The sequence below is a fragment of the Bradyrhizobium guangdongense genome (assembly GCF_004114975.1).
Lineage (GTDB): Bacteria > Pseudomonadota > Alphaproteobacteria > Rhizobiales > Xanthobacteraceae > Bradyrhizobium > Bradyrhizobium guangdongense.
This window is the reverse complement of record NZ_CP030051.1, coordinates 2,136,738-2,158,000: the sequence shown is the minus strand read 5'-3', so window position 1 is coordinate 2,158,000 and position 21,263 is coordinate 2,136,738. Positions and strand designations below refer to the sequence as shown.

22 protein-coding genes are annotated in these 21,263 nt (G+C 65.2%); 14 read left to right on the top strand and 8 right to left on the bottom strand.

The window, feature by feature from the left end:
• Positions 1-40 precede the first annotated feature (40 nt).
• A complete protein-coding gene (locus tag X265_RS10350; protein ID WP_128964736.1) occupies positions 41-1,708 on the top strand; it encodes a SulP family inorganic anion transporter in 1,668 nt (555 codons plus the stop codon).
• Here the strand turns inward: X265_RS10350 and X265_RS10345 are convergent, their stop codons facing one another.
• Positions 1,709-2,071, bottom strand: coding sequence for a hypothetical protein (locus tag X265_RS10345; protein WP_164938504.1), 363 nt, complete (start codon positions 2,069-2,071; stop codon positions 1,709-1,711).
• A 51-nt stretch (positions 2,072-2,122) separates the two neighbouring features.
• A complete protein-coding gene (locus X265_RS10340; RefSeq protein WP_128964734.1) occupies positions 2,123-3,547 on the bottom strand; it encodes an FAD-binding oxidoreductase in 1,425 nt (474 codons plus the stop codon).
• 87 nt (positions 3,548-3,634) lie between these two features.
• On the opposite strand from X265_RS10340, the gene X265_RS10335 reads away from it, so the two are divergent.
• Positions 3,635-4,141 carry a thioesterase family protein gene (locus X265_RS10335; RefSeq protein ID WP_128964733.1) on the top strand — a complete coding sequence of 169 codons (507 nt, stop codon included), beginning with the start codon at positions 3,635-3,637 and terminating at the stop codon, positions 4,139-4,141.
• On the opposite strand, the gene X265_RS10330 is transcribed toward X265_RS10335, so the two are convergent.
• Positions 4,142-4,312, bottom strand: a complete 171-nt coding sequence (locus tag X265_RS10330) for a DUF1328 domain-containing protein (protein ID WP_092299745.1) — start codon at positions 4,310-4,312, stop codon at positions 4,142-4,144.
• A 238-nt stretch (positions 4,313-4,550) separates the two neighbouring features.
• On the opposite strand from X265_RS10330, the gene X265_RS10325 reads away from it, so the two are divergent.
• From X265_RS10325 to X265_RS10290, 8 genes are all read left to right on the top strand, one after another.
• A complete protein-coding gene (locus X265_RS10325) occupies positions 4,551-7,127 on the top strand; it encodes an ATP-dependent helicase (RefSeq protein WP_128964732.1) in 2,577 nt (858 codons plus the stop codon).
• 3 nt (positions 7,128-7,130) lie between these two features.
• Entirely contained in the window at positions 7,131-7,418 is a 288-nt protein-coding gene (locus X265_RS10320; protein WP_128964731.1) for a type II toxin-antitoxin system HicB family antitoxin, read from the top strand.
• A gap of 88 nt (positions 7,419-7,506) precedes the next feature.
• Positions 7,507-7,923, top strand: coding sequence for a hypothetical protein (locus tag X265_RS10315; RefSeq protein ID WP_128969198.1), 417 nt, complete (start codon positions 7,507-7,509; stop codon positions 7,921-7,923).
• Positions 7,923-8,591, top strand: a complete 669-nt coding sequence (locus X265_RS10310; RefSeq protein WP_128964730.1) for an OmpA family protein — start codon at positions 7,923-7,925, stop codon at positions 8,589-8,591. The genes X265_RS10315 and X265_RS10310 overlap by 1 nt, the downstream gene beginning before the upstream one ends.
• A 173-nt stretch (positions 8,592-8,764) precedes the next feature.
• A complete protein-coding gene (locus X265_RS10305) occupies positions 8,765-9,283 on the top strand; it encodes an Mpo1 family 2-hydroxy fatty acid dioxygenase (RefSeq protein ID WP_128969197.1) in 519 nt (172 codons plus the stop codon).
• Positions 9,284-9,316: 33 nt separating this feature from the next.
• Complete coding sequence (locus X265_RS10300; RefSeq protein WP_128964729.1) at positions 9,317-10,348, top strand: NAD-dependent epimerase/dehydratase family protein; 1,032 nt, start codon at positions 9,317-9,319, stop codon at positions 10,346-10,348.
• A 30-nt stretch (positions 10,349-10,378) separates the two neighbouring features.
• The gene (locus X265_RS10295) at positions 10,379-11,005 is read left to right on the top strand and encodes a methyltransferase family protein (protein ID WP_128964728.1); all 627 of its coding nucleotides are present in this window, start codon (positions 10,379-10,381) and stop codon (positions 11,003-11,005) included.
• A gap of 185 nt (positions 11,006-11,190) precedes the next feature.
• Positions 11,191-12,495 carry a PQQ-dependent sugar dehydrogenase gene (locus X265_RS10290; protein ID WP_128964727.1) on the top strand — a complete coding sequence of 435 codons (1,305 nt, stop codon included), beginning with the start codon at positions 11,191-11,193 and terminating at the stop codon, positions 12,493-12,495.
• 3 nt (positions 12,496-12,498) lie between these two features.
• On the opposite strand, the gene X265_RS10285 is transcribed toward X265_RS10290, so the two are convergent.
• Positions 12,499-13,323: an aspartate dehydrogenase gene (locus X265_RS10285; RefSeq protein WP_128964726.1), complete on the bottom strand. Its 825-nt coding sequence runs from the start codon at positions 13,321-13,323 to the stop codon at positions 12,499-12,501.
• Positions 13,324-13,361: 38 nt separating this feature from the next.
• Positions 13,362-14,279: a LysR family transcriptional regulator gene (locus X265_RS10280; RefSeq protein WP_128964725.1), complete on the bottom strand. Its 918-nt coding sequence runs from the start codon at positions 14,277-14,279 to the stop codon at positions 13,362-13,364.
• Positions 14,280-14,440: 161 nt separating this feature from the next.
• On the opposite strand from X265_RS10280, the gene X265_RS10275 reads away from it, so the two are divergent.
• Together X265_RS10275 and X265_RS10270 are read left to right on the top strand one after the other, a co-directional pair.
• On the top strand, positions 14,441-15,739 hold the full coding sequence (locus tag X265_RS10275) for an MFS transporter (RefSeq protein WP_128964724.1): 1,299 nt from the start codon (positions 14,441-14,443) through the stop codon (positions 15,737-15,739).
• 21 nt (positions 15,740-15,760) lie between these two features.
• Positions 15,761-16,834, top strand: coding sequence for a tartrate dehydrogenase (locus X265_RS10270; RefSeq protein WP_128964723.1), 1,074 nt, complete (start codon positions 15,761-15,763; stop codon positions 16,832-16,834).
• 6 nt (positions 16,835-16,840) lie between these two features.
• Here the strand turns inward: X265_RS10270 and X265_RS10265 are convergent, their stop codons facing one another.
• Together X265_RS10265 and X265_RS10260 are read right to left on the bottom strand one after the other, a co-directional pair.
• Complete coding sequence (locus tag X265_RS10265) at positions 16,841-17,800, bottom strand: LysM peptidoglycan-binding domain-containing protein (protein ID WP_128964722.1); 960 nt, start codon at positions 17,798-17,800, stop codon at positions 16,841-16,843.
• A 112-nt stretch (positions 17,801-17,912) separates the two neighbouring features.
• Positions 17,913-18,632, bottom strand: a complete 720-nt coding sequence (locus X265_RS10260; RefSeq protein ID WP_128964721.1) for a hypothetical protein — start codon at positions 18,630-18,632, stop codon at positions 17,913-17,915.
• 280 nt (positions 18,633-18,912) lie between these two features.
• Between X265_RS10260 and X265_RS10255 the strand changes: the two genes are divergently transcribed.
• Positions 18,913-19,836 carry an ABC transporter ATP-binding protein gene (locus tag X265_RS10255; RefSeq protein WP_128964720.1) on the top strand — a complete coding sequence of 308 codons (924 nt, stop codon included), beginning with the start codon at positions 18,913-18,915 and terminating at the stop codon, positions 19,834-19,836.
• Complete coding sequence (locus tag X265_RS10250; protein WP_128964719.1) at positions 19,833-20,594, top strand: ABC transporter permease; 762 nt, start codon at positions 19,833-19,835, stop codon at positions 20,592-20,594. The genes X265_RS10255 and X265_RS10250 overlap by 4 nt, the downstream gene beginning before the upstream one ends.
• A gap of 56 nt (positions 20,595-20,650) precedes the next feature.
• Here X265_RS10250 and X265_RS10245 read toward each other — a convergent pair whose 3' ends face one another.
• Positions 20,651-20,977, bottom strand: coding sequence for a hypothetical protein (locus tag X265_RS10245; RefSeq protein ID WP_128964718.1), 327 nt, complete (start codon positions 20,975-20,977; stop codon positions 20,651-20,653).
• Positions 20,978-21,263 lie beyond the last annotated feature (286 nt).

Genomic DNA, 21,263 nt, shown 5'->3' with positions numbered 1-21,263 from the left:
GTAGTGTTGTTGTTTGACGCACAGTTTTCCGGGGACCTCGATGCCGCACGACGCCGACGCCAAGCCTGCCTGGCCGCTACTCCGATCGCTCGCCTCCTATTCCTTACCGGGCGACCTGATGGCGGGACTGACGCTGGCGGCGATCGCGATCCCCGAGCAGATGGCAACGGCGCGGCTCGGCGGCTTTGCGCCGCAGATCGGATTCTTCGCCTTCATGGCAGGCTCGTTCGGCTTTGCGCTGCTCGGCGGCAACCGCTTCCTGTCCTGCGGCGCCGATTCCACCATCACGCCGATCTTCGCCGGCGGACTTGCGGCGCTCGCCGCCACGGGCTCACCGGAATATCAGGGGTTCGCCATCGCGCTGGCCTTGATGGTCGGCGCGATGATGGTCGCGGGCGGCGCGTTCCGGCTCGGCGGTATCGCCAACCTCCTGTCGATGCCTGTGATGGTCGGCTTCCTCGCCGGCATCTCCGTCCACATCATCGTGTCGCAATTGCCGAGCGTGCTCGGGCTGGACTCGCCTGACGGCCCGACACTCGATCGCATCGGCGTGCTTGCTACCGAGATCGGCCGCACCAATCCCGTCACGCTCTGCATCGGCTTCGGCGTGCTCGCGGTGGTCTTCATCTCCGAGAAGATCAGCGCAAAAATCCCGGGCGCGCTGATCGGGCTGGTTGCCGCGACGCTGGCCACGATCGCGCTTGGCCTCGAGAGCAAGGGCGTCAACGTCGTCGGCGCCGTGCCAGGCACGCTGCCGCGACCGACCTTCCCGGTCCTTGCACCGGAGCTCTGGGTTCGCCTGGTGCCGCTCGCCTTCGTGGTCACCGTGGTGGTGATGGTGCAGACCGCGGCCACCACGCGATCGTTCCCGTCCGATCCCGACCAGCCCGCCGATGTCGACCGCGACTTCCTCGGCACCGGCGCGGGCAGCGTGCTGTCCGGCCTGTTCGGCGCCTTTCCGGTCAATGCCAGCCCGCCGCGCACGGGCATCGTCGCCGAGACCGGCGGACAATCGCAGCTCGCCGGCCTTGCGGCAGCGCTGATCGTGCTGGCGCTGCTCGCCTTCGGAACGGGATTGCTGCGCCATGTACCCGACGCAGCGCTCGGCGGCATCCTGCTGTTCGTGGCGCTGCGGATCATCCGCACCAGGCAGATCGTCACGATCTACCGCCAGTCGTTCAGCGAATTTCTGCTGATCGTCGCCACCGCCGCGCTGATCATCGTGCTGCCGATCCAGCAGGGTGCGTTCCTCGGCATCATGCTGTCGCTGCTGCACGGCATTTGGAGCACGACGCGCGCAAGGCTGGTCGAATTCGAGCGCGTGCCGGGCACCACGATCTGGTGGCCGGCGCATCCGCACATGACCGGAGAGCGCGTCGAGGGCGTTGCCGTGATCGGGCTGCAGGCGCCGCTGTCGTTCCTCAATGCGCCGAGCTTCCGGAGCGACGTGGCAAAAGTGCTCGGCACGGCAATGCCGCAACTCCTGGTGCTGGAGGCGAGCGGCATGGTCGAGATCGACTTCACCGCCGCGCAGATCCTGCTCGACGTCTTCAAGGTGTGCAACGCGCAAGGCGTCACCGTCGCGCTGGCCCGGCTGGAATCGGTGCGCGCGCAGGACGCGTTCGAGCGTTTCCGCCTTTTTGACGCCTTGCCGAGGGAGCACGTCTTCCACAGCGTGGATGAGGCCGTGCACAGGCTGGCGAGGTAATCACGACACCAAAGTCGGATGATCCCGCTGCACCGTCTCGCGGATCCAGCTGGCGTGGATCGCGCGGAACAGGATCTGCGCCGTCTTGAGATCGCTCGCGCTCATGCAGAGGTCGACGATGCGATGCACCGCGTCGTCGCGCATCAGATCGTCGGAGATCTTCATCGCGATCTCCATTGCGACCTTCGCCGCGCGCTCATACCGGACGTTCTCGCCCTTGTCGTTTTGCGCAGCGGCCATGGCGCTCTGGGCCGCGGCGTCACAGATGGCGCGGATGCGCGCGGCGGCTTCGATGTCGCCGAGCGGCCATTGGATCGCCTCGTCCCAGATCTCCTGTCGCGTCTTGCGCGCAAACCACTGCATTGCATCGCTCCGCCGTGACGGAGCGAGCATAAACGGCGACCGGCCGGCGCGCTACGCCTCCGGCACGATCTTGCCGGGATTGAAGATGTTTTGCGGATCGAGCGCCTTTTTCAGCGCACGCATCGCATCCAGCGCTTCCGGGCCGAGCTCGGCCTTGAGGTATTTCTGCTTGCCCTGACCGATGCCGTGCTCGCCGGTGCAGGTTCCGTCCATCGCCTGCGCGCGCTCGACCAGGCGATGCATGAACTCCTCGCCGCGCGCCATTTCGGCTGCATCGTTGGTGTCACACACCAGCGAGCAGTGGAAATTGCCGTCGCCGACATGGCCGACGATCGGCGACAGCAGCTTGAGCCGCTTGAGATCTTCCTCGGTCTCGCTGACGCAATCGGCGAGCCGCGAGATCGGCACGCAGACGTCGGTCGCGACCACGCCGATGCTGTCGCCCGGGCGCAGCGCCTTGACGGACCAATAGGCATCATGCCGCGCCTGCCACAGCTTTGTGCGATCCTCCGGCTTGGTGGTCCAGGAGAAATCGCCGCCGCCGCATTCTTTCGCGATCTCGCCGAAGGCCTTGGACTGCTCGGCGACCTCGATCTCGCTGCCGTGGAACTCCAGCAGCAGCAGCGGCGTCTCCGGCAAAGTCAGCTTCGAATAGGCATTGCAGGCCTGCACCTGCGCGGCATTGAGCAGCTCGATGCGCGCCACGGGAATACCGGTCTGGATCGCCAGGATCACCGCCTGACACGCCCCGTGCACTGTCTCGAACGACACCGCGCCGGCCGCGATCGTGTCGGGGATGCCGCGCAGGCGGATGGTCAGCTCCGAGATGATGCCGAGCGTGCCTTCGGCGCCGACGAACAGATGCGTGAGGTCGTAGCCGGCCGATGACTTCTTGGCGCGCGTGCCCGTGGTGATGATCTCGCCGTCGCCGCGCACCACCTTCAGTGCCAGCACGCTCTCGCGCATGGTGCCGTAGCGCACCGCGTTGGTGCCGGAGGCGCGGGTCGAGGCCATGCCGCCGAGCGAGGCGTCCGCGCCGGGATCGATCGGGAAGAACAGGCCCTGATCGCGCAGATGCTCATTGAGCGCCTTGCGGGTCACGCCGGGCTGGATCACGCAGTCGAGATCCTCGGCATGCACCGCCAGCACCTTGTTCATGTCACGCAAATCGATCGAGATGCCGCCGGCGGGCGCATTGACCTGGCCCTCGAGCGAGGTGCCGGTGCCGAAGGGAATGACGGGCACGCCATGGTTGGCGCAGATCCTCACCACGTCCTGGATGTCGGCGGTCTCCTGCGCCATCACCACGCCGTCGGGCGGCTGGTTGACGATCCATGTCGTGGTATGGCCGTGCTGCTCGCGGACAGCCTGCGAGGTGATCAGACGGTTGCCGAACCGTGCGGCAAGCTGCTCCAGCGCGCTTGCGAGGGCTTCCGGCGCCGGCCGCGGCGGATTATTGGTGATAACAGTACCCACGGACATTCCTCCCGACAGAAGAAACCGTGGCAAAGGACATAAAGCCGGTCAAGTCAAGCGACCGGACGCATAGCTTGGGAAGGACACATGCCGGAGAGTGCCGCCGCAGCCGCTACGCCTGAACCGTTCCGCGCCTCGATTATGCAGATCGAGCCGCAATGGATCGACTACAACGGCCATCTCAACATGGCCTATTACAACGTGATGTTCGACCGCGCGATCGACCAGATGTGGCTGCAGCTCGGGATCGGGCCCACCTACATGAAAGAGCGCGGCGGCTCGACCTTCACGGCCGAATGCCACGTGCGCTACTTGCGCGAGATCCATCTCGGCGATCCCGTGCAGGTCTCGGTCTGGCTGCTGGAAGCCGACGACAAGCGGCTGCATACCTTCGAGGAGCTGCGACACGCGACCGAAGGCTGGCTGTCGGCGACCTCCGAGAACATGTCGCTGCACATCGACATGGGCTCGCGCAAGGTGGCGGCGTTTCCGCCCGACATTCGCGAGCGCATTGCAACCGTCGTCAGCGCTCACCGCGCCGTGCCGCGGCCCGAGGGCATCGGCCGGAACGTGGCGATGCCCTCGAAGCGGTAGCTATATCCTGCGCCCGCGCGCCAGGCCGACCACGGCCGAGACCAGGAACAGGATGACGGCGACGAAGAAGATGATCTTGGCGATTTCGACGGAAGCGCCGGCGATGCCGCCAAAGCCCAGGATGCCGGCGATCAGTGCGATGACCAGAAACGTTACGACCCAGCCTAGCATGGTGAAACCTCTGTCTTGATGTCTGTCTGCGATCGACGCGGCTGGCCGCGCCTCATGCCTTGACAATCTCGACCCGGGAACGATGGTTCCGGTGCAGGCTGGCCGGAATTTAATGCCGTTCCGAGGAACAAATCGGCCCGCGGCGTACGTGGAAAACCTCTTTCCGGCGCCCCATATAGCCACCAATCCCTGTTAAGAAGGCTCCCTTCCGCCACCCCGCGGTGCCATCGTGGGGCCAATGATTCGCATGACCGAGCCGAGCAAGATCACAGCCGTTCCCGACCACCAGCCCGCAGCCGGCGGCATCGCCGCGCGTGCGCGCGCCTCGGTGGGCCCGAAATACCTCTCCGGGCTCAATCCCGAGCAGCGCGAGGCAGTGGAGACGCTGGACGGACCGGTCCTGGTGCTGGCCGGCGCCGGCACCGGCAAGACGCGCGTGCTGACGACGCGCATCGCCCACATCCTGAGCCAGGGCCGCGCACGGCCGGCCGAGATCCTGTCGGTGACCTTCACCAACAAGGCCGCGCGCGAGATGAAGCACCGGCTCGGCCAGATGCTCGGCCACGCCGTCGAAGGCATGCCGTGGCTCGGCACCTTCCACTCCATCGGCGGCCGCATCCTGCGCTTCCACGCCGAGCTCGCGCAGCTCAAGTCGAATTTCACCGTGCTTGACGTCGATGATCAGGTGCGCCTGCTCAAGCAGCTGCTGCAGGCCGAGAACATCGACGACAAGCGCTGGCCGGCGCGCATGCTGGCCGGCTTGATCGACGGCTGGAAAAACCGCGGCTTGATGCCATCACAGGTGCCGTCGGGCGAAGCCGCGATGTTCGCCAACGGCAAGGGCGGCAAGCTCTATGCGAGCTACCAGGAGCGGCTGAAGATCCTGAACGCCGCCGATTTCGGCGACCTGCTGCTGGAAAACATCAGGATCTTCCGCGAGCATCCTGACATCCTCAGGCAGTATCAGCAGCGCTTCAAGTTCATCCTGGTCGACGAGTACCAGGACACCAACGTCGCGCAATATCTGTGGCTGCGGCTGCTGTCGCAGGCGCCCTCTTCGACCTCTCCCCGCCTGCGGGGTGAGGTCGCACCGCAAAGCGATGCGGGTGAGGAGGACTCTCCGCAGACCGCGCTCGTGGAGACTCCCCCTCATCCCGACCTTCTCCCCGCAAGCGGGGAGAAGGAGAAGACCAAAAACATCTGCTGCGTCGGCGACGACGATCAGTCGATCTATGGCTGGCGCGGCGCCGAGGTCGACAACATCCTGCGCTTCGAGCACGATTTTCCGGGCGCCAAGGTCATCCGCCTCGAGCGCAACTACCGCTCGACCGGCCACATCCTCGCCGCCGCCTCGCACCTGATCGCGCACAATGAAGGCCGGCTCGGCAAGACGCTGCGCACCGAGGACGTCGAGGGCGAGAAGGTTACCGTCACCGGCTCCTGGGATTCGGAAGAGGAAGCGCGCGGCATCGGCGAGGAAATCGAGCAGCTGCAGCGCCAGGGCGAGAAGCTCAATGAGATCGCGATCCTGGTGCGCGCGTCCTACCAGATGCGCGAGTTCGAAGACCGCTTCGTCACGCTCGGCCTGCCCTATCGTGTCATCGGCGGTCCACGCTTCTACGAGCGCGCCGAAATCCGCGACGCGCTGGCGTACTTGCGCGTGATCAATTCGCCGGCGGACGATCTCGCCTTCGAGCGCATCGTCAACGTGCCCAAGCGCGGCCTCGGCGATGCCACCGTGCAGATGCTGCACGACCATGCCCGCAAGCGCCGCGTCCCGCTGTTCGACGCGGCGCGCGCGGTGGTCGAGACCGACGAGCTGAAGCCGAAGGCGCGCGGCAGCTTGCGCGATCTCGTCGCCCAGTTCGACCGCTGGCGCGCCCAGCGCGAGGTCACCGCACACACCGATCTCGCCCAGATCGTGCTCGACGAGAGCGGCTACACCGAGATGTGGCAGAAGGACCGTTCGGCCGACGCCGCGGGCCGGCTCGAGAATCTGAAAGAACTCGTGCGCTCGATGGAGGAATTCGAGAACCTGCAAGGCTTCCTCGAACACATCTCGCTGGTGATGGACCGCGAGGGCGGCGCCGAGGACGACGCCGTGTCGTTGATGACGCTGCACTCCGCCAAGGGCCTCGAATTCGACAACGTGTTCCTGCCGGGCTGGGAGGAAGGCCTGTTCCCGAGCCAGCGCACGCTGGACGAACAGGGCCGCGCCGGGCTCGAGGAGGAGCGCCGGCTCGGCCATGTCGGCCTGACCCGCGCCCGCCGCCGCGCCATGATCTATTTCGCGACCAACCGCCGGATCCATGGCACCTGGTCGACCACGATCCCCTCGCGCTTCCTCGACGAGCTGCCGGCGGCCAATGTCGAGATCACGGAATCCAAGGGCGGCTCGGCCTGGGGCGGCACCGGCGGCTACGGCGCCTCCCGCTTCGACGACATGGAGGCGTTCGGCTCGAGCTATTCGACGCCGGGCTGGCAGCGCGCCCAGGCGAACCGCAATCGCGGCGGCGGCCGCAATGGCGGCAGAAGCGGCGGCTTCGAGGAAGAGGCCGCGACGTTCTCGTCCTCATCGTCATCCGGCCCCGATTTCGGCAGCTTCTCCTCGCGCCGCCGCGGCCCGCTGACGATCGAGGGCGAGCTGATCGCCAAATCGACCGGCACGACCTCGGAGTTCTCGCTGTCCGACCGCGTCTTCCACCAGAAATTCGGCTACGGCCGTGTCACCAAGATCGACGGCAACAAGCTCACCATCGCCTTCGACAAGGCCGGCGAGAAGAAGGTCGTGGACAGCTTTGTCCAGCGGGCGTGAGGCATGCCTCACTACGTCGCCATCATCGAGGATGCCGGCCCCGATGACGTCAGCCTGTGGTTTCCGGACCTGCCCGGCTGCATCTCCGGCGGCGACGATGTCGACGAAGCCCTGGAGAACGCGGCCGAGGCGATCGGATTTTACGCGCAGGATCTGACCGAGGACGGGCGCAAGCTTCCCTCGCCGCGAACCCTGGACCAGCTCAAGGCCGACCCCGAATTTGCCGATGCGATCCGGAACCACACCGCCGTGCTGATCGAATTTCCTCCCAATGCCGATGGCGAGGAGTGAGGACTGTTCGCCGCACTGGCCGGACTGTCGACAATTCCGCGGCGAACAGCCCTTGACCATCGCGAACTTCCCCGTATCAGATGCAGCCATGGTCCGGGGCTCCATCACACTGATCTTGCTGGCATTGGGGATGCCGTCGCTTGCGGCGGCGGAGACCATGAGCTTTGGCGATTCGATCGGGCTCTTGGCGAAAAGTTGCGGTGCGGACATCGTCGCCAATTGCCGCGGCGTCAACCCGGACTCCACCCGCCTGAAGGAGTGTCTCTCCCGCAATCGGGACGTGCTCTCGCAGCAGTGCCTGAGCGACTACCTCACCGTGTTCGATGCCATCCAGAAGCGCATCGGCGCCCGTGTCACGGTCGCGAACGCCTGCCAGCGTGAAATCGTCAAGGTCTGCGGCGGCTCGACCAAGGAGACCAGCAAGTCGATCCCCTGCCTGATCTCGACGCCGAAGGGCATCAGCAACAACTGCCTGAAGGCCGTCGACGACGCGGGGTATCGCTGATGCGCGCGTCCGGGCACGTCCGCCTTGCAATCGGTGTTGCGTTGGGCCTCGCTCTGCTCGCAGGCAAAGCCGGCGCGCAGACGGCACCGACCCGCGACGACATCGTCGGGAAGCTCAACCATTTCGAGGAAGCCGTCGAGGTCGACATTCCAGCACTGAAGCAGCAGGTGATGGAACGGGCCAGGGCGCGCATCAAGAACGATCCCGGTCCGGTGAACCGGCCGCTGATCGCGCCTGACCTGGCCAAGCTGCCGGCCTTCAACGCCCAGATCCAGTTCGACGCCGACACGCCGATCATCCAGCCGGAATCCTACCAGACCGTCGGCCGGATCGCCGACGCGCTGGTTCATGCCTCGCTGCTGCCCTACACGTTCCTCATCGTCGGCCACGTCGAGTCCAATTCGAAGACGCGCGAGGCCAACGCGATCCTGAGCCAGCGCCGTGCTGACGCGATCCGCGACGTGCTGGTCAACACCTTCAAGATCTCGACCAAGCGGCTTGTGCCGATCGGCCTCGGCGAAGAGCAGTTCCTCGACCGCGCGAAACCGACCTCGGCCGTCAACGGCCAGTTGCAAATCATGACCTTTGCCAAACTCCCCGAGGATGCACCGGCACGTCCCGCAGCAGCTCCTCCGCCTGCGACCAAAAAGCCCGCCAAGAGGCACTGAGCATGCGCGTCCCGGCCGCTACGGGAACCCTTTGAAGTCTCGATTATTTTGTGACCTGTCTCAGCGCGCGACGGCGCGGTCCTGCGCGACAAATGCCCCGGTTTGTGCACTGCTCTATCCGGTGCTATAGGCTCTGTTCGTCCTTCCCCGACCCTGTACTGCATGAGACCGAGATGGGTGGCTTTTTTCAACGCCAACTTGCCGTTTATGTCGAGTACCATCGCGATCCCCGGAACACGGCGATGCATGTCGTCGGCATCCTCCTGCTGTTCACCGGCGCTGTGATGCCGCTGACGCTGGTGAAGCTGCCGCTGTTCGGTGCCGAGGTCAGCCTGGCGGTGATCCTGGCCGTGCCGGTTCTGATCTATTGGCTGCTGCTCGACGTGGCGCTCGGGCTCGGGATCCTGGCCGTTTCCATCGTGCTGTTTTCCATCGCCTCGACCGTTGCCGCGCAGGTCAACATCATGGCGATGTGGGCGATTTTCACCGCCCTGATCGTGCTCGGCCTCGCCGCGCAGACCATCGGCCACAAGGTTTTTGAGGGGCGCGAGGCCTCGTTGTTCACTTTTCCTTCGCACCTTTTGCTCGGACCGATGTTCGTCATGGCAAAATTATTCATTGCACTGGGTTTTCGTCGTGACCTTGCCGCGATTCTCGCGCCTCTTCCGACCAACTCCCTTTCAACCCGATAGGCTTCCCGAAGCGGAATAATAGCAACCTACTTCATGGCTCTCGTACTGGTTACCGGTGGCAGCGGCTTCATCGGACATCATCTCGTCGAAGCGCTCCGCGGCAGGGAGCAGCGGGTGCGTGTGCTCGACGTGCGACCGCCTGCCGCACCCTGTGCCGACGTCGACTACGTGACAGGCTCGGTTCTCGACGCCGCCGCGGTCGATGCCGCGCTCGCCGGCGTCGATCAGGTCTATCACCTGGCCGGCCTGCCCGGCATGTGGGTCGCCAACAAGCAGGATTTTCACGACGTCAATTTCCGCGGCACCGAGATCGTGCTGGCGGCGGCGATGAAGCGCGGCGTGTCGCGCTTCCTGCACTGTTCGACGGAATCGATCCTGTTCCCCTACTCCAGCCTGAATGGCGTTGCCGCCGAAGAAGCGCTGCAGCCGGCCGAGGCGATGCCCGGCGCCTATACGCGGTCGAAATCGCTCGCCGAGCATCACGCCGCGAAAGCGGCCGCAGCGGGTTTCCCGCTCGTGATCGGCACGCCCACCATGCCGATCGGCGCTGCCGACCACAATCTGACGCCGCCGACCGCGATGCTCTGGTACTTCCTCCAGAAGAAGGTGCAGCCGCATCTCGACTTCCTGGTGAACCTGGTCGACGTGCGCGACGTCGCCACGGGCCTCGTGCTCGCCATGGAACGCGGCCGCATCGGTCAGCGCTATATTCTCGGCGGCGACTGCGTTCCGCTCGGGCGCATCCTGCGGATGATGTCGGCGATGAGCGGTCGCCGCCAGTTTCCTATCGTCGTGCCCGGCCGGATCGCTGAGCTTTCCGCGATCATGCTCGAATTCATTTCCGATCATTTCACGCGCCGGCCGCCCAACGGCACTGCCGAAGGCGTCCGCATCGCGCTTGCCGCCAGCGACCTGTCGATCGGCAAGGCGCGTACCGAGCTCGGCTATGCGCCGCGACCGATCGAACCGGTGCTGCGCGAAACCATCACCCATCTGCTCGCCCGCAACGGCCAGCAGCCCACCGGCACCATCAAGCATCACGCGCTCTCCTCGCGCGCGAGCTGATCTGCCGCCCAAAGCAAAGAACCTTTCCGCATGTCCTTCGATTTCAGCAAGCTTCTCTCCGTGGCCTGGGGTGGCTGGACCACGACCTGGCCGACCGAACTCCTGGCCCTGATCTGGCTTGCCTTTCTCGCTAGCTGGGTGGGCGCCTCGTTCTGGCAGGGGCGGACCAAGAAGCAGGTGATGACGCGGGAATCGCAGCGCTATAGCCTGCCGATCCTGATTGGCGGCATCCTCTACACGCCATTCATTGCGGAGATCCTGGGCTGGAAGCCGCTCTGGGTGCTCGGCAACACTGGCATCACCATCGCCGCGCTGCTCTCGGTCGCCGGCATCGCCTTCGCCTGGTGGGGTCGGCTGCATCTCGGGAAATTCTGGTCCAACACCATCACCCACAAGGAAGACCACCGCGTCATCGATACCGGCCCCTACGGCATCGTGCGCCACCCGATCTACACCGGCCTGATCTTCGGCATGCTGGTCACCGGATTCGCGATCGGCCTGGTCACGACGATCCTGGGCGCCATCCTGATCTCGCTCGGCATGTGGCAGAAGGGCCGGATGGAAGAGGTGTTCCTGTCGAAGGAGCTCGGCGAAGACGCCTACGGCGCCTATTGCCGCCGCGTGCCGATGATCATTCCGTTCACATCGCCGCAGTGATAGCGCGCGAGCGCTAAAGCCTTCCCTGAGCAGCGTTGCTATTACTCCCGGGAGGAACTGCTTCGCGCCTCTCCATGCAAATTTGATCGGCTGCCATTCCCAGGGAATAGGCCGGATCGGCGTACCGCACAGGTTGACGTCTGCCCCGACAGCCAGTTGGATGCGCCCGCAAACAGGGGCTTCGCATGACCTTTTCCAGCATCTTCGCGCAATTCGTCGCGGTTCTCGGCGGCATTGCGCTGCAATGGCGGAAGCTGACCGGCACCGAGCCGGCACCGGCCTGGGGCCAGACGCCCGCCATTCCCGAAGCCAAGCCGCAAGGCGCGATCCCGACCCTGAAGATGCCGACTGCACGCGGCTGGAGCCAAGGGCAAAAGCCGACCGTCGCGGCCGGGCTCAAGGTCAACGCGTTCGCGACCGGCCTCGATCATCCGCGCTGGATCGAGGTGCTGCCCAATGGCGACGTGCTGATCGCGGAGGCGACGCAGGTCGCGGGTCCCCCGCGCAGCGTATTTCACTACGCCATGCAGGCAACGATGCGCCGCGCCGCGGCGCTCGGCGTCTCGGCCAACCGTATTACGCTGCTCCGCGACAAGGACGGCGACGGCGTTGCGGAAGTTAGCGGCGCCTTCATGGAGAACCTCAACCAGCCGTTCGGCATGGCGCTGGTCGGCGACACCTTTTACGTCGGCAACACCGACGGCGTGATGGCGTTTCCTTACGTCGCCAATGCCGACCGCATCACTGCACCGGGCAAGCGGCTCACCAATTTCAAGCCCAGCGGCCACTGGACCCGCAGCCTGCTCGCCAGCCCCGACGGCAAGAAGCTCTATGCCGGCGTCGGCTCGCTCAGCAACATCGCCGAGATGGGCATGGAGGTCGAGGAGGGCCGCGCCGCAATCTACGAACTCGACCTCGTCGCCGGCACGCACCGCATTTTTGGCGCCGGTCTGCGCAATCCGGTCGGGCTTGCCTGGGAGCCGACGACGGGCGTGCTCTGGACGGTGGTCAACGAGCGCGACGGGCTCGGCGACGAGACACCGCCGGATTATTTGACCTCGGTGCGCGATGGCGGCTTCTACGGCTGGCCCTATTGCTACTGGGGCAAGACGATCGACGACCGCGTGCCGCAGGATCCGGCGATGGTCGCGAAAGCGCTGCAGCCGGACTACGCGCTCGGCGGCCACACCGCGTCGCTCGGCCTGTGCTGGATGCCGGCAGGGACCCTGCCCGGCTTCGGAGACGGCATGGTGATCGGCCAGCACGGCTCGTGGAATCGCAGCAAGTTGTCCGGCTACAAGCTGGTGTTCGTCCCGTTTGAGAACGGCAAGCCGTCCGGCCCTTCGCGCGACATCCTGTCGGGCTTCCTGTCCCCCGACGAGAAGGAATCCTACGGCCGACCGGTCGGTGTCGTGATCGGCCCCGACAAGAAGTCGCTGCTGATGGCCGACGACGTCGGCAACGTGATCTGGCGCGTGACGGGGGCGTAAGGATCACGTCCCCACGCACAGCGTGGCGCGCTGCTTGCGCAGCAGCGCGATCACGGACAGCGCGGTGATCAGACCGGTCTTGGGATTTTCGGACGGGATGTTCTCGATACTCATCGAGAACCGCGCCGAATCCGCTTCGACCTCGATACGATGAACATTGCGCGTCACCGTCGGGTCGGCCCAAACCTGGATCTGAGTACGATCGGGTCCGATGCCCGCCAGCGACAGCGCAACCGCGACATTGACATTGGCCGGAAAGCCCTTCGCCGCGTCGCGTGCGCTGCCCTCGAACAGTTTCAGCGGCTCGCGCAGATTGTCGATGTCGATGTTGTTCTGAACGATGAACGGCGCGCCCTTGAGTCCATCGATCGGCTTGCGCGTCACCATCTTCACCGAATGGATGGTTCCGATCGCGGCGGCGTTCACCGCATCAAGTCCGATCAGCGCGCCTGTCGACACGAGGATGCGGCCGCCATTGGCGCGGGCGAGATCAACCAGATCGTAATTGTCGAGCAGCCCGCCGACGCTGACCACGACCGCGGACTTGCCGCGTCTCACCGCTGGCTCGATGATCCCTCGCAATTGGCTGCTCGGTGCGCATTCCACCACGATATCGGCGGCGTCGCCGAGCCGATCGATCGGCAGGATTTGCGGCGGATGGCGCAGGCCGCCGAGAAACGCCTGGTGCTTGGCGGGATCGCGCACTGCCAGCGCCGACAGCGCCAATCCCTCGATGCCCTGATCGAGCGCGCTTGCTACCTTTGTGCCGATCGAACCGAGGCCTGCAATCGCCACCCGCAATTCGCTTGAAGCATTCTGATCCGTCATCGTATCTCACTGTTTGTCCACGTCAGTGTCATAACCGCTCACGCCTCCCGCGCATAGCTGCGCAGGCGCGCCTCCAGCACCGACAGCATGGCGTCGCGAGCCGGATCGCGCGAGCCGCGCAGCCAGGCTGCGGCCAGCGGCAGCCGGCCGACGGGACCGCTCTGCTTGGGACGGAGCGGCACGAAGCGCACGCCCGAGACCGCCATCCGCGTGGTCCAGCGCGGCACGATCGCAACGCCGAGCTTCGTTGCGACCAGGTTGATGATGGTCTGTTTCTCGTCTGCAACCTGCACGATGCGCGGCGTCAGCCCGGCCTGCTCGAACAGCTTGACCGTGAGGTCGTGGCTGTGCGGCCGCGAGCGGCGGTCCGGCACCAGCATCGCTTCGTCGGCGATGTCGGCCAGCATCACCGACTTCCGCGCGGCGAGCGCATGGCGCTGCGGAAAGGCCACGATCGCGGTCTCCTGGAGCAACGGGCGAAACTCCAGCCGCTTGTCCGGCCGGTCGGGCGGTCGGACGAAGGCGAGATCGAGCGCACCGGTCAGGATCTTTGGCAGCAACCGGACGGTCTTGTCTTCCAGGAGTTGGACTGAGATATCCGGATTCCCGGCGCGGAAGTCGCGCAAGAGCGGCGGTAGCAGCCCCGCTGCGGCGCTGTCGATGGCACCGATCCGCAGCCGCCGCGCCGCGCCCGCGCGCGAGCGGTTGCGCAAGTTGCTCTCGACGGCTTCGACCTTGGCAAGGATGGCGCGGGCGTCGCGCAGCAGCGTCGCGCCGTCCTCGGTAAGCGAAACGGCGCGGGTCGTGCGCGCGAACAGCCGCGTGCCCAGATCCTCTTCCAATAGCCTGATCTGACGTCCGAGCGCCGACGGCAGCATCTGGAGATGCTGTGCGGCGCGGCCGAAATGCAGTTGCTCGGCCGCCGCCACGAAGCATCGAAGCTGATGCAATTCCATTCGCAAATCCTCTCGCCTGCACCAGTCGCCATGCCCGGGCTGTCGGGCGACCATGGGACGATTATATCATTTTTTTGTATAAACCAGCGCCAATTGAGTCAGGCTCCCGCCCCCGCCTAGGTTCGGTGCCGCACATCGAGAACGCATATAGGGAGACCAGGGTGGCGAGCGAGATTCAGACGCGCGTGCTGCGCAAGATCACCTGGCGCATCGTTCCCTTCATCATGCTGCTCTACTTCGTGGCCTTCGTCGACCGCGTCAACATCGGCTTCGCCTCACTGACGATGAACAAGGACATCGGCCTGTCGCCGACCGTCTACGGTTTTGGCGCCGGTATCTTCTTCTGGGGCTATTTCCTGTTCGAGGTGCCCTCCAACATCATTCTGCACAAGGTCGGCGCGCGAATCTGGATCGCGCGGGTGATGATTACGTGGGGCCTCGTCTCGGCGGCGATGGCGTTCGTGCAAGGCGCGACCAGCTTCTACATCCTGCGCTTCCTGCTCGGCGTCGCGGAGGCCGGCTTCTTTCCCGGCATCATCCTTTATCTCTCCTACTGGTTCCCGGCACGCCAGCGCGCCGCTGTGACCGCCCTGTTCATGGCGGCCGCACCGCTCTCGACCGTGCTGGGCTCGCCGGTCTCGGGCGCGCTCTTGGAGATGGACGGAATGCTCGGCCTCAAGGGCTGGCAATGGCTGTTCGTGCTGGAGGCACTGCCTGCCGTGCTGCTCGGCTTCGTCGTGCTGGCGCTCCTGACCGATCGGCCCGAGAAGGCGAAATGGCTCGGCGAGGACGAGCGCCGCTGGCTGGTCGAGACCATGAACGAAGAGACCACGCGCAAAGCTGCGACCGCGAGCCACAGCATCTGGCGCGGGCTGGCCGATCCCCGCGTGCTGGCACTGTCGCTGATCTATTTCGGCACTTCGGCGGGTCTCTATACGCTCGGCGTCTGGGCGCCGCAGATCATCAAGCAATTCGGCCTGTCCTCGCTCCAGGTCGGATTCCTCAACGCATTGCCGGCAACCGCTGCCGTGGTCGCCATGGTGCTGTGGGCGCGGCATTCAGACCGCACCGGCGAACGTACCTGGCATGTCGTGCTTGCCTGCCTGCTCTCGGCCGCGGGCCTTGCCTATGCTGGCCTTGCAGCCGGAGTGGTCACCGTCCTCGTTGCGCTGACGCTGGTGAACATCGGGATCTCCTCGGCGAAACCGCCGCTCTGGAGCATGCCAACGCTGTTCCTGTCCGGCCCGGCGGCCGCCGCAGGCATCGCGACCATCAATTCGATCGGCAATCTCGGCGGCTTCGTCGGTCCCGCCATGATCGGCTGGATCAAGGACCAGACCGGCAGCTTCATCGGCGGGCTTTACTTCGTCAGCGGCCTGCTGGTTCTCTCCGCGGCCCTGACCCTGCTATTGTCGCGCGCGAAAACCGCGCCCGTCGAAGCCGTCACGCAATCCCATTGATCTCTCAAACGGAGCCTTCCCATGCGCACCCATTCGATCGCAGCCATTCCCGCCGACGGCATCGGCCCCGAGGTGATCTCGGCCGGCGTGCGCGTGCTGGAAGCGCTGGCCAAGCGCAGCGGCGATCTCGCCTTCAACGTCAAGACGTTCGACTGGGGCTCTGACTACTACAAGAAGCACGGCGTGATGATGCCGGCCGACGGCCTCGCCGAGCTCAGGAAATTCGACGCGATCTATTTTGGCGCAGTCGGCGCCCCTGACGTGCCCGACCACATCACGCTGTGGGGCCTGCGGCTGCCGATCTGCCAGGGTTTCGACCAATACGCCAATGTGCGGCCGACCAAGATTTTGCCGGGCGTCGCCTCTCCGCTGCGCAATGTCGGCGTCGGCGATCTCGACTGGGTGATCGTGCGCGAGAATTCGGAAGGCGAATATGCCGGCATGGGCGGCCGCGCGCACAAGGGCCTGCCGGAAGAGGTCGGCACCGAAGTCGCGGTGTTCACCCGCGTCGGGGTCAGCAGGATCATGCGTTATGCCTTCCAGCTCGCGCAGTCGCGGCCGCGCAAATTCCTCACCGTGGTGACCAAGTCGAACGCACAGCGGCACGGCATGGTGATGTGGGACGAGATCGCGGCCGAGGTCGCGACCGAATTCCCCGACGTGACCTGGGACAAGATGCTGGTCGACGCCATGACGGTGCGCATGACGCTGCACCCGAAGAGCCTCGACACCATCGTCGCGACCAATCTGCACGCCGACATCCTCTCCGACCTCGCCGGTGCGCTGGCCGGGAGCCTCGGCGTGGCGCCGACCGGCAACATCGATCCGCAGCGCCGCTTCCCCTCGATGTTCGAGCCGATCCACGGCTCCGCCTTCGACATCACCGGCAAAGGCATCGCCAACCCGGTCGCGACGTTCTGGACCGGTGCGCAGATGCTCGAACATCTCGGTGAAAAGGATGCCGCCGCACGTTTGATGAAGGCGGTCGAGCAGGTCTGCGCGGCCGGCGTGCTGACGCCTGACGTCGGCGGCAAGGCGACGACCAAGGACGTCACCGACGCCGTGATCGACGCGATCCACGGCTCGAACGTGTGAGCAAACCTACTTCTTGCGCCCCGAAGGTGCGGCCGGCGGCGGCACCGCCATCGCAGCAGCGGCCGCAGGCTCCGGCGGCACCAGGTGCCGCGGCACGATGATCGACTGCCCCGGGGTGAGCGTTGCGTTTTCGGGCAACGAATTGCTTTGCGCGATCGTCCAGACCGGCACGCGATTGGCAGCCGCAATGCTCTCCATCGTATCTCCCGCGCGTACCGGCAGACGCACGCCGCTGTCCCACAACTCGACCAGCGTATCGGCCGGAACGAGATAGCGCAGTGGCACCGCATCGGCCTCGGTCTGCGGCGAGATGCGCGGCAGCTGCGTCACCATCTCGATGATCTGGCGATGGATGTCGTCGGACTTCTCGATGTTGATGTGAGAGACGCGGCTGTTCTCCTTCAGGTCGTAGCTCGCGTAATGGCCGCGGAAGCCGGGCACGGCCACGACGTCGCCGCCGCCGAGCACGCTGTCGGAGAGGAAGATGTTGATGAAGCGTTCGACATTGAGCGGCACGTCATCGGTCGCATGCGCGGGGTCGATGGTGATGACGAGGCTGATCGGAATGTTCTCCTTGGCCGCCATCTCGGAGATGATCACCGAGCACAGCCCGCCCATGGAATGACCGATCAGCACGATCGGCGCCGGGCTTTCCTTGTAGCTGGCGATGGCGCGGTTGCCGATCAGCCGGCACAGGGTGAATTCGTAGACATCGGCCGAAAAGCCGGCCTTTGTCAGCTTCTCGCTGAGCCGATCCATGCCGGTCGAGAAGATCGGCCCCATCGCACCGCGAAACAGATAGATCTTCGGTGGCGGCAGCGGCTCGAATGGCGGAGTGGGAGGCGGCGGCACCACGGCAGTCATGGCCGCGCGCTTTGACTTGGCAGGCGAGGCCGCGGCCAATCCGGGGGTCAAGGCGAGCAGCGCAACCGCCGCCAACACCACAAGTCGCCTTGGATCAATCATCAAGTCCCGCAGTCCCACCACGGGAGGGCAAGCGCCCTCCACCGCGGCGCTTAGTGAGCGCCGATTGGGTGGAATTTGGGGCACGGAACCTGATCCGGCGCCGCGCGCCGCTTTAGTTCCTCGCCGGCGGCACCGCCGCTGCCGAGCGCGCGCTCCGCGGAGCGGCGCCGGGTGCAGCAATCGGGCCTGCCGGGCCGCGCGAGCGGGCGATGGCAGCGTCGATCTCGGCGATCACGCGGCGCTGGATCGCCTCGTTCTTGTCGATGGTGATATGGCCGACACCGCTGCCGCGCACGTCGACATTGTCGAGCTTGCCGCGGAAGCCGGCAGCGGCCCGCACCGGCTCGCCCGGACCGTCACCGATATAGATGTTGATGTAGCGTTCGGCACCGGTCGACAGCTTGGTCTTGAACACGGAGTCGAGGCCGATCGCGAGCTTCACGGGGACGCCGAGGTGGTTGAGCTTGGCGATCATGTCGGGCAGCGCGGTCGCGCCCGAGGAGTGCCCGACCAGCACGATGGTCTTGACGCGGCCGGCCCTGTAATTCGCAGCGGCCTCATCGGCAAGCGAGGACCAGGAGACAAAGTTGGCGACCGTCACCGGGATGCCCTGCGCCTCGAGCCGGGCACCGATCGTGTCGAGCCCGAGCGAGAAGATGTTGAGCACGCCGCGCAGCAGGTAGACGTGCGTGGTCGCAGCCGCCTGGCTCGGCGCTGCCTTGGCGGTGGTCGGGCTCATGGCAACAGCTGACAGCAGGAGCAGGCAAATCGCCCACATGCGGAGAGCGAGCAACTGGCTGGCGCCGGCGGTGTGACGGCCGTTCGGTCTCATCGATTGTTTCCCTGGGGACATACGCTTGGCGATTGGCCGGAATCGTAGCCACGGCCTGCTCGCAGACGCAACAAAGAGGCGCGTGAACGGCGATCTTAGCCGCAATGCGTGACCATCGCGCAACACTTGCCCGAAACCTGCCACCGAAGGGCCTGTTTTGAGACCATTTTTCTCCGGGCAATTGCGGGCAGGCAACGCCCTTCCTATTTCAGGGCTCCGCCGGTCTTCCGCCGCCCAGGTACGGACTCCGGCGCCTCCCTCCCCACCCTGACCGGCTCACATGTCCTCCATCATTTCCGTCGCCAATCTGTCGAAGACCTATGGGTCCGGCTTCAAGGCGCTCAAGAACGTCAATCTCGAGATCAGCCGCGGCGAGATCTTTGCGCTGCTCGGCCCCAACGGCGCCGGCAAGACCACCCTGATCTCGATCATCTGCGGCATCGCCAATCCGAGCGAGGGCCGTGTCCTGGTCGGCGGCGAGGACATCCAGACCTCCTACCGCAAGGCGCGCTCGCTGATCGGCCTCGTGCCGCAGGAATTGCACACCGACGCTTTCGAGAGCGTGTGGGCGACCGTGAGCTTCTCCCGCGGCCTGTTCGGCAAGCCGAAGAATCCTGCGCACATCGAGAAGGTGCTGAAAGACCTCTCGCTCTGGGACAAGAAGGACAACAAGATCATCACGCTCTCCGGAGGCATGAAGCGCCGCGTGATGATTGCCAAAGCGCTGTCGCACGAACCCCAGATCCTGTTCCTGGACGAGCCCACCGCCGGCGTCGACGTCGAGCTGCGCAAGGGCATGTGGGAGGTGGTGCGCGGCCTTCAGCAGTCCGGCGTCACGATCATCCTGACCACGCATTACATCGAGGAAGCCGAGGAGATGGCCGACCGTATCGGCGTCATCAACAAGGGCGAGATCGTGCTGGTCGAGGACAAGACCACCTTGATGCAGAAGCTCGGCAAGAAGCGGCTGACGCTGCATCTGCAGGGCAAGCTCGGCGCGCTGCCCGATAGTCTCGCCCAATACGAGCTCGACCTTTGCGACGGCGGCGCGACGCTGGTCTACGACTACGACACCAAGGGCGAGCGCACCGGCATCACCAGCCTGCTCAGCGACCTTCGCACCGCCGGCATCCGCTTCAACGATCTCGACACGACCCAGTCGTCGCTCGAGGACATCTTCGTCGACCTCGTGAGGACGTCATGAACCATCGCGCCATCCGCGCCATCTATCTGTTCGAAATGGCGCGCACCTGGCGCACGCTGCTGCAAAGCATCGTCTCGCCTGTCGTCTCGACCTCGCTCTATTTCGTGGTGTTCGGCGCCGCGATCGGCTCGCGCATCAGCCAGGTCGAGGGCGTCAGCTACGGCACCTTCATCGTGCCGGGCCTGATCATGCTCTCGGTGCTGACGCAGAGCATCGCCAACGCCTCGTTCGGCATCTACTTCCCGAAATTCACCGGCACGATCTACGAGATCCTGTCCGCGCCGATTTCCTATTTCGAGATCGTGCTCGGCTATGTCGGCGCCGCCGCGACCAAATCGATCATCCTCGGCCTGATCATTCTCGCGACGGCCGGCTTGTTCGTGCCTCTGCACATCCATCATCCGGTCTGGATGCTGGCCTTCCTGGTGTTGACGGCCGTGACGTTCAGCCTGTTCGGCTTCATCATCGGCATCTGGGCCGACGGTTTCGAAAAGCTGCAGATGATCCCGATGCTGGTGGTGACGCCGCTGACGTTTCTCGGCGGCAGCTTCTATTCCATCGACATGCTGCCGCCGACCTGGCGCACCGTGGCGCTGCTCAACCCGGTCGTCTACCTGATCTCCGGCTTCCGCTGGAGCTTCTACGAAATCGCCGATGTCAGCGTGTCCGTCTCCATCGGCATGACGGCGGCGTTCCTCGTGGTGTGCCTGGCCGTGATCTGGTGGATCTTCCGCACGGGATACCGGCTGAAGAACTGAGCCTTGCTGTCATTCCGGGCTCGCCCTTCGGGCACCCCGGAATGACAGCTGAAGCCTCACCGATAGCAGTGGAAGCGGTGATAGCCGTCGTAATAGCCGTGACAATGGCGATAGTAGCGATGGTGGGGAACGCCGAACACGCCCTCGACCGCTCCGACGGCGCCGCCGACGCCGGCACCGACCACGCCTCCGACCGCGCCGCCCACAGGACCGGCAATCCGGTTGCCTTCATAGGAGCCTTCCTGGGCGCCGCGGACGATGCCCTGGGCGTGACTGGCGTGCGGAAGAGACAACAGCGCGAGAAAGACAGCAGCGGCTGCAAACAGCAGGCGGACGGGCAAGCCGGCCGGCAAGACTGCGGCGGCGATACGAGCTTTGTTCATTTTCAATCCCAAGGGAATAATTGCGGCGGAAGCCGCCTGTCAGGGCAGGCATGGTCAACGTCCGAAGCGGCCAAATGGTTGCGCCTTTGTGACGAATTGTCGGCGTTGTGAACGCACGCCGCGCTCGCGAAAATGTCAGCGTCGCCGGGAGATGCGCGGCACAAAGCGGCCTTGCTTACGCCCGGCATCACGTTAACGATGGGCAGGCAGGCCGCTGGAACGAAAGCCGGATTGCAGGCATAGTGCACGCCGGGGACGGTGAGCCGCGGTGTTATGGTTTGAGCAT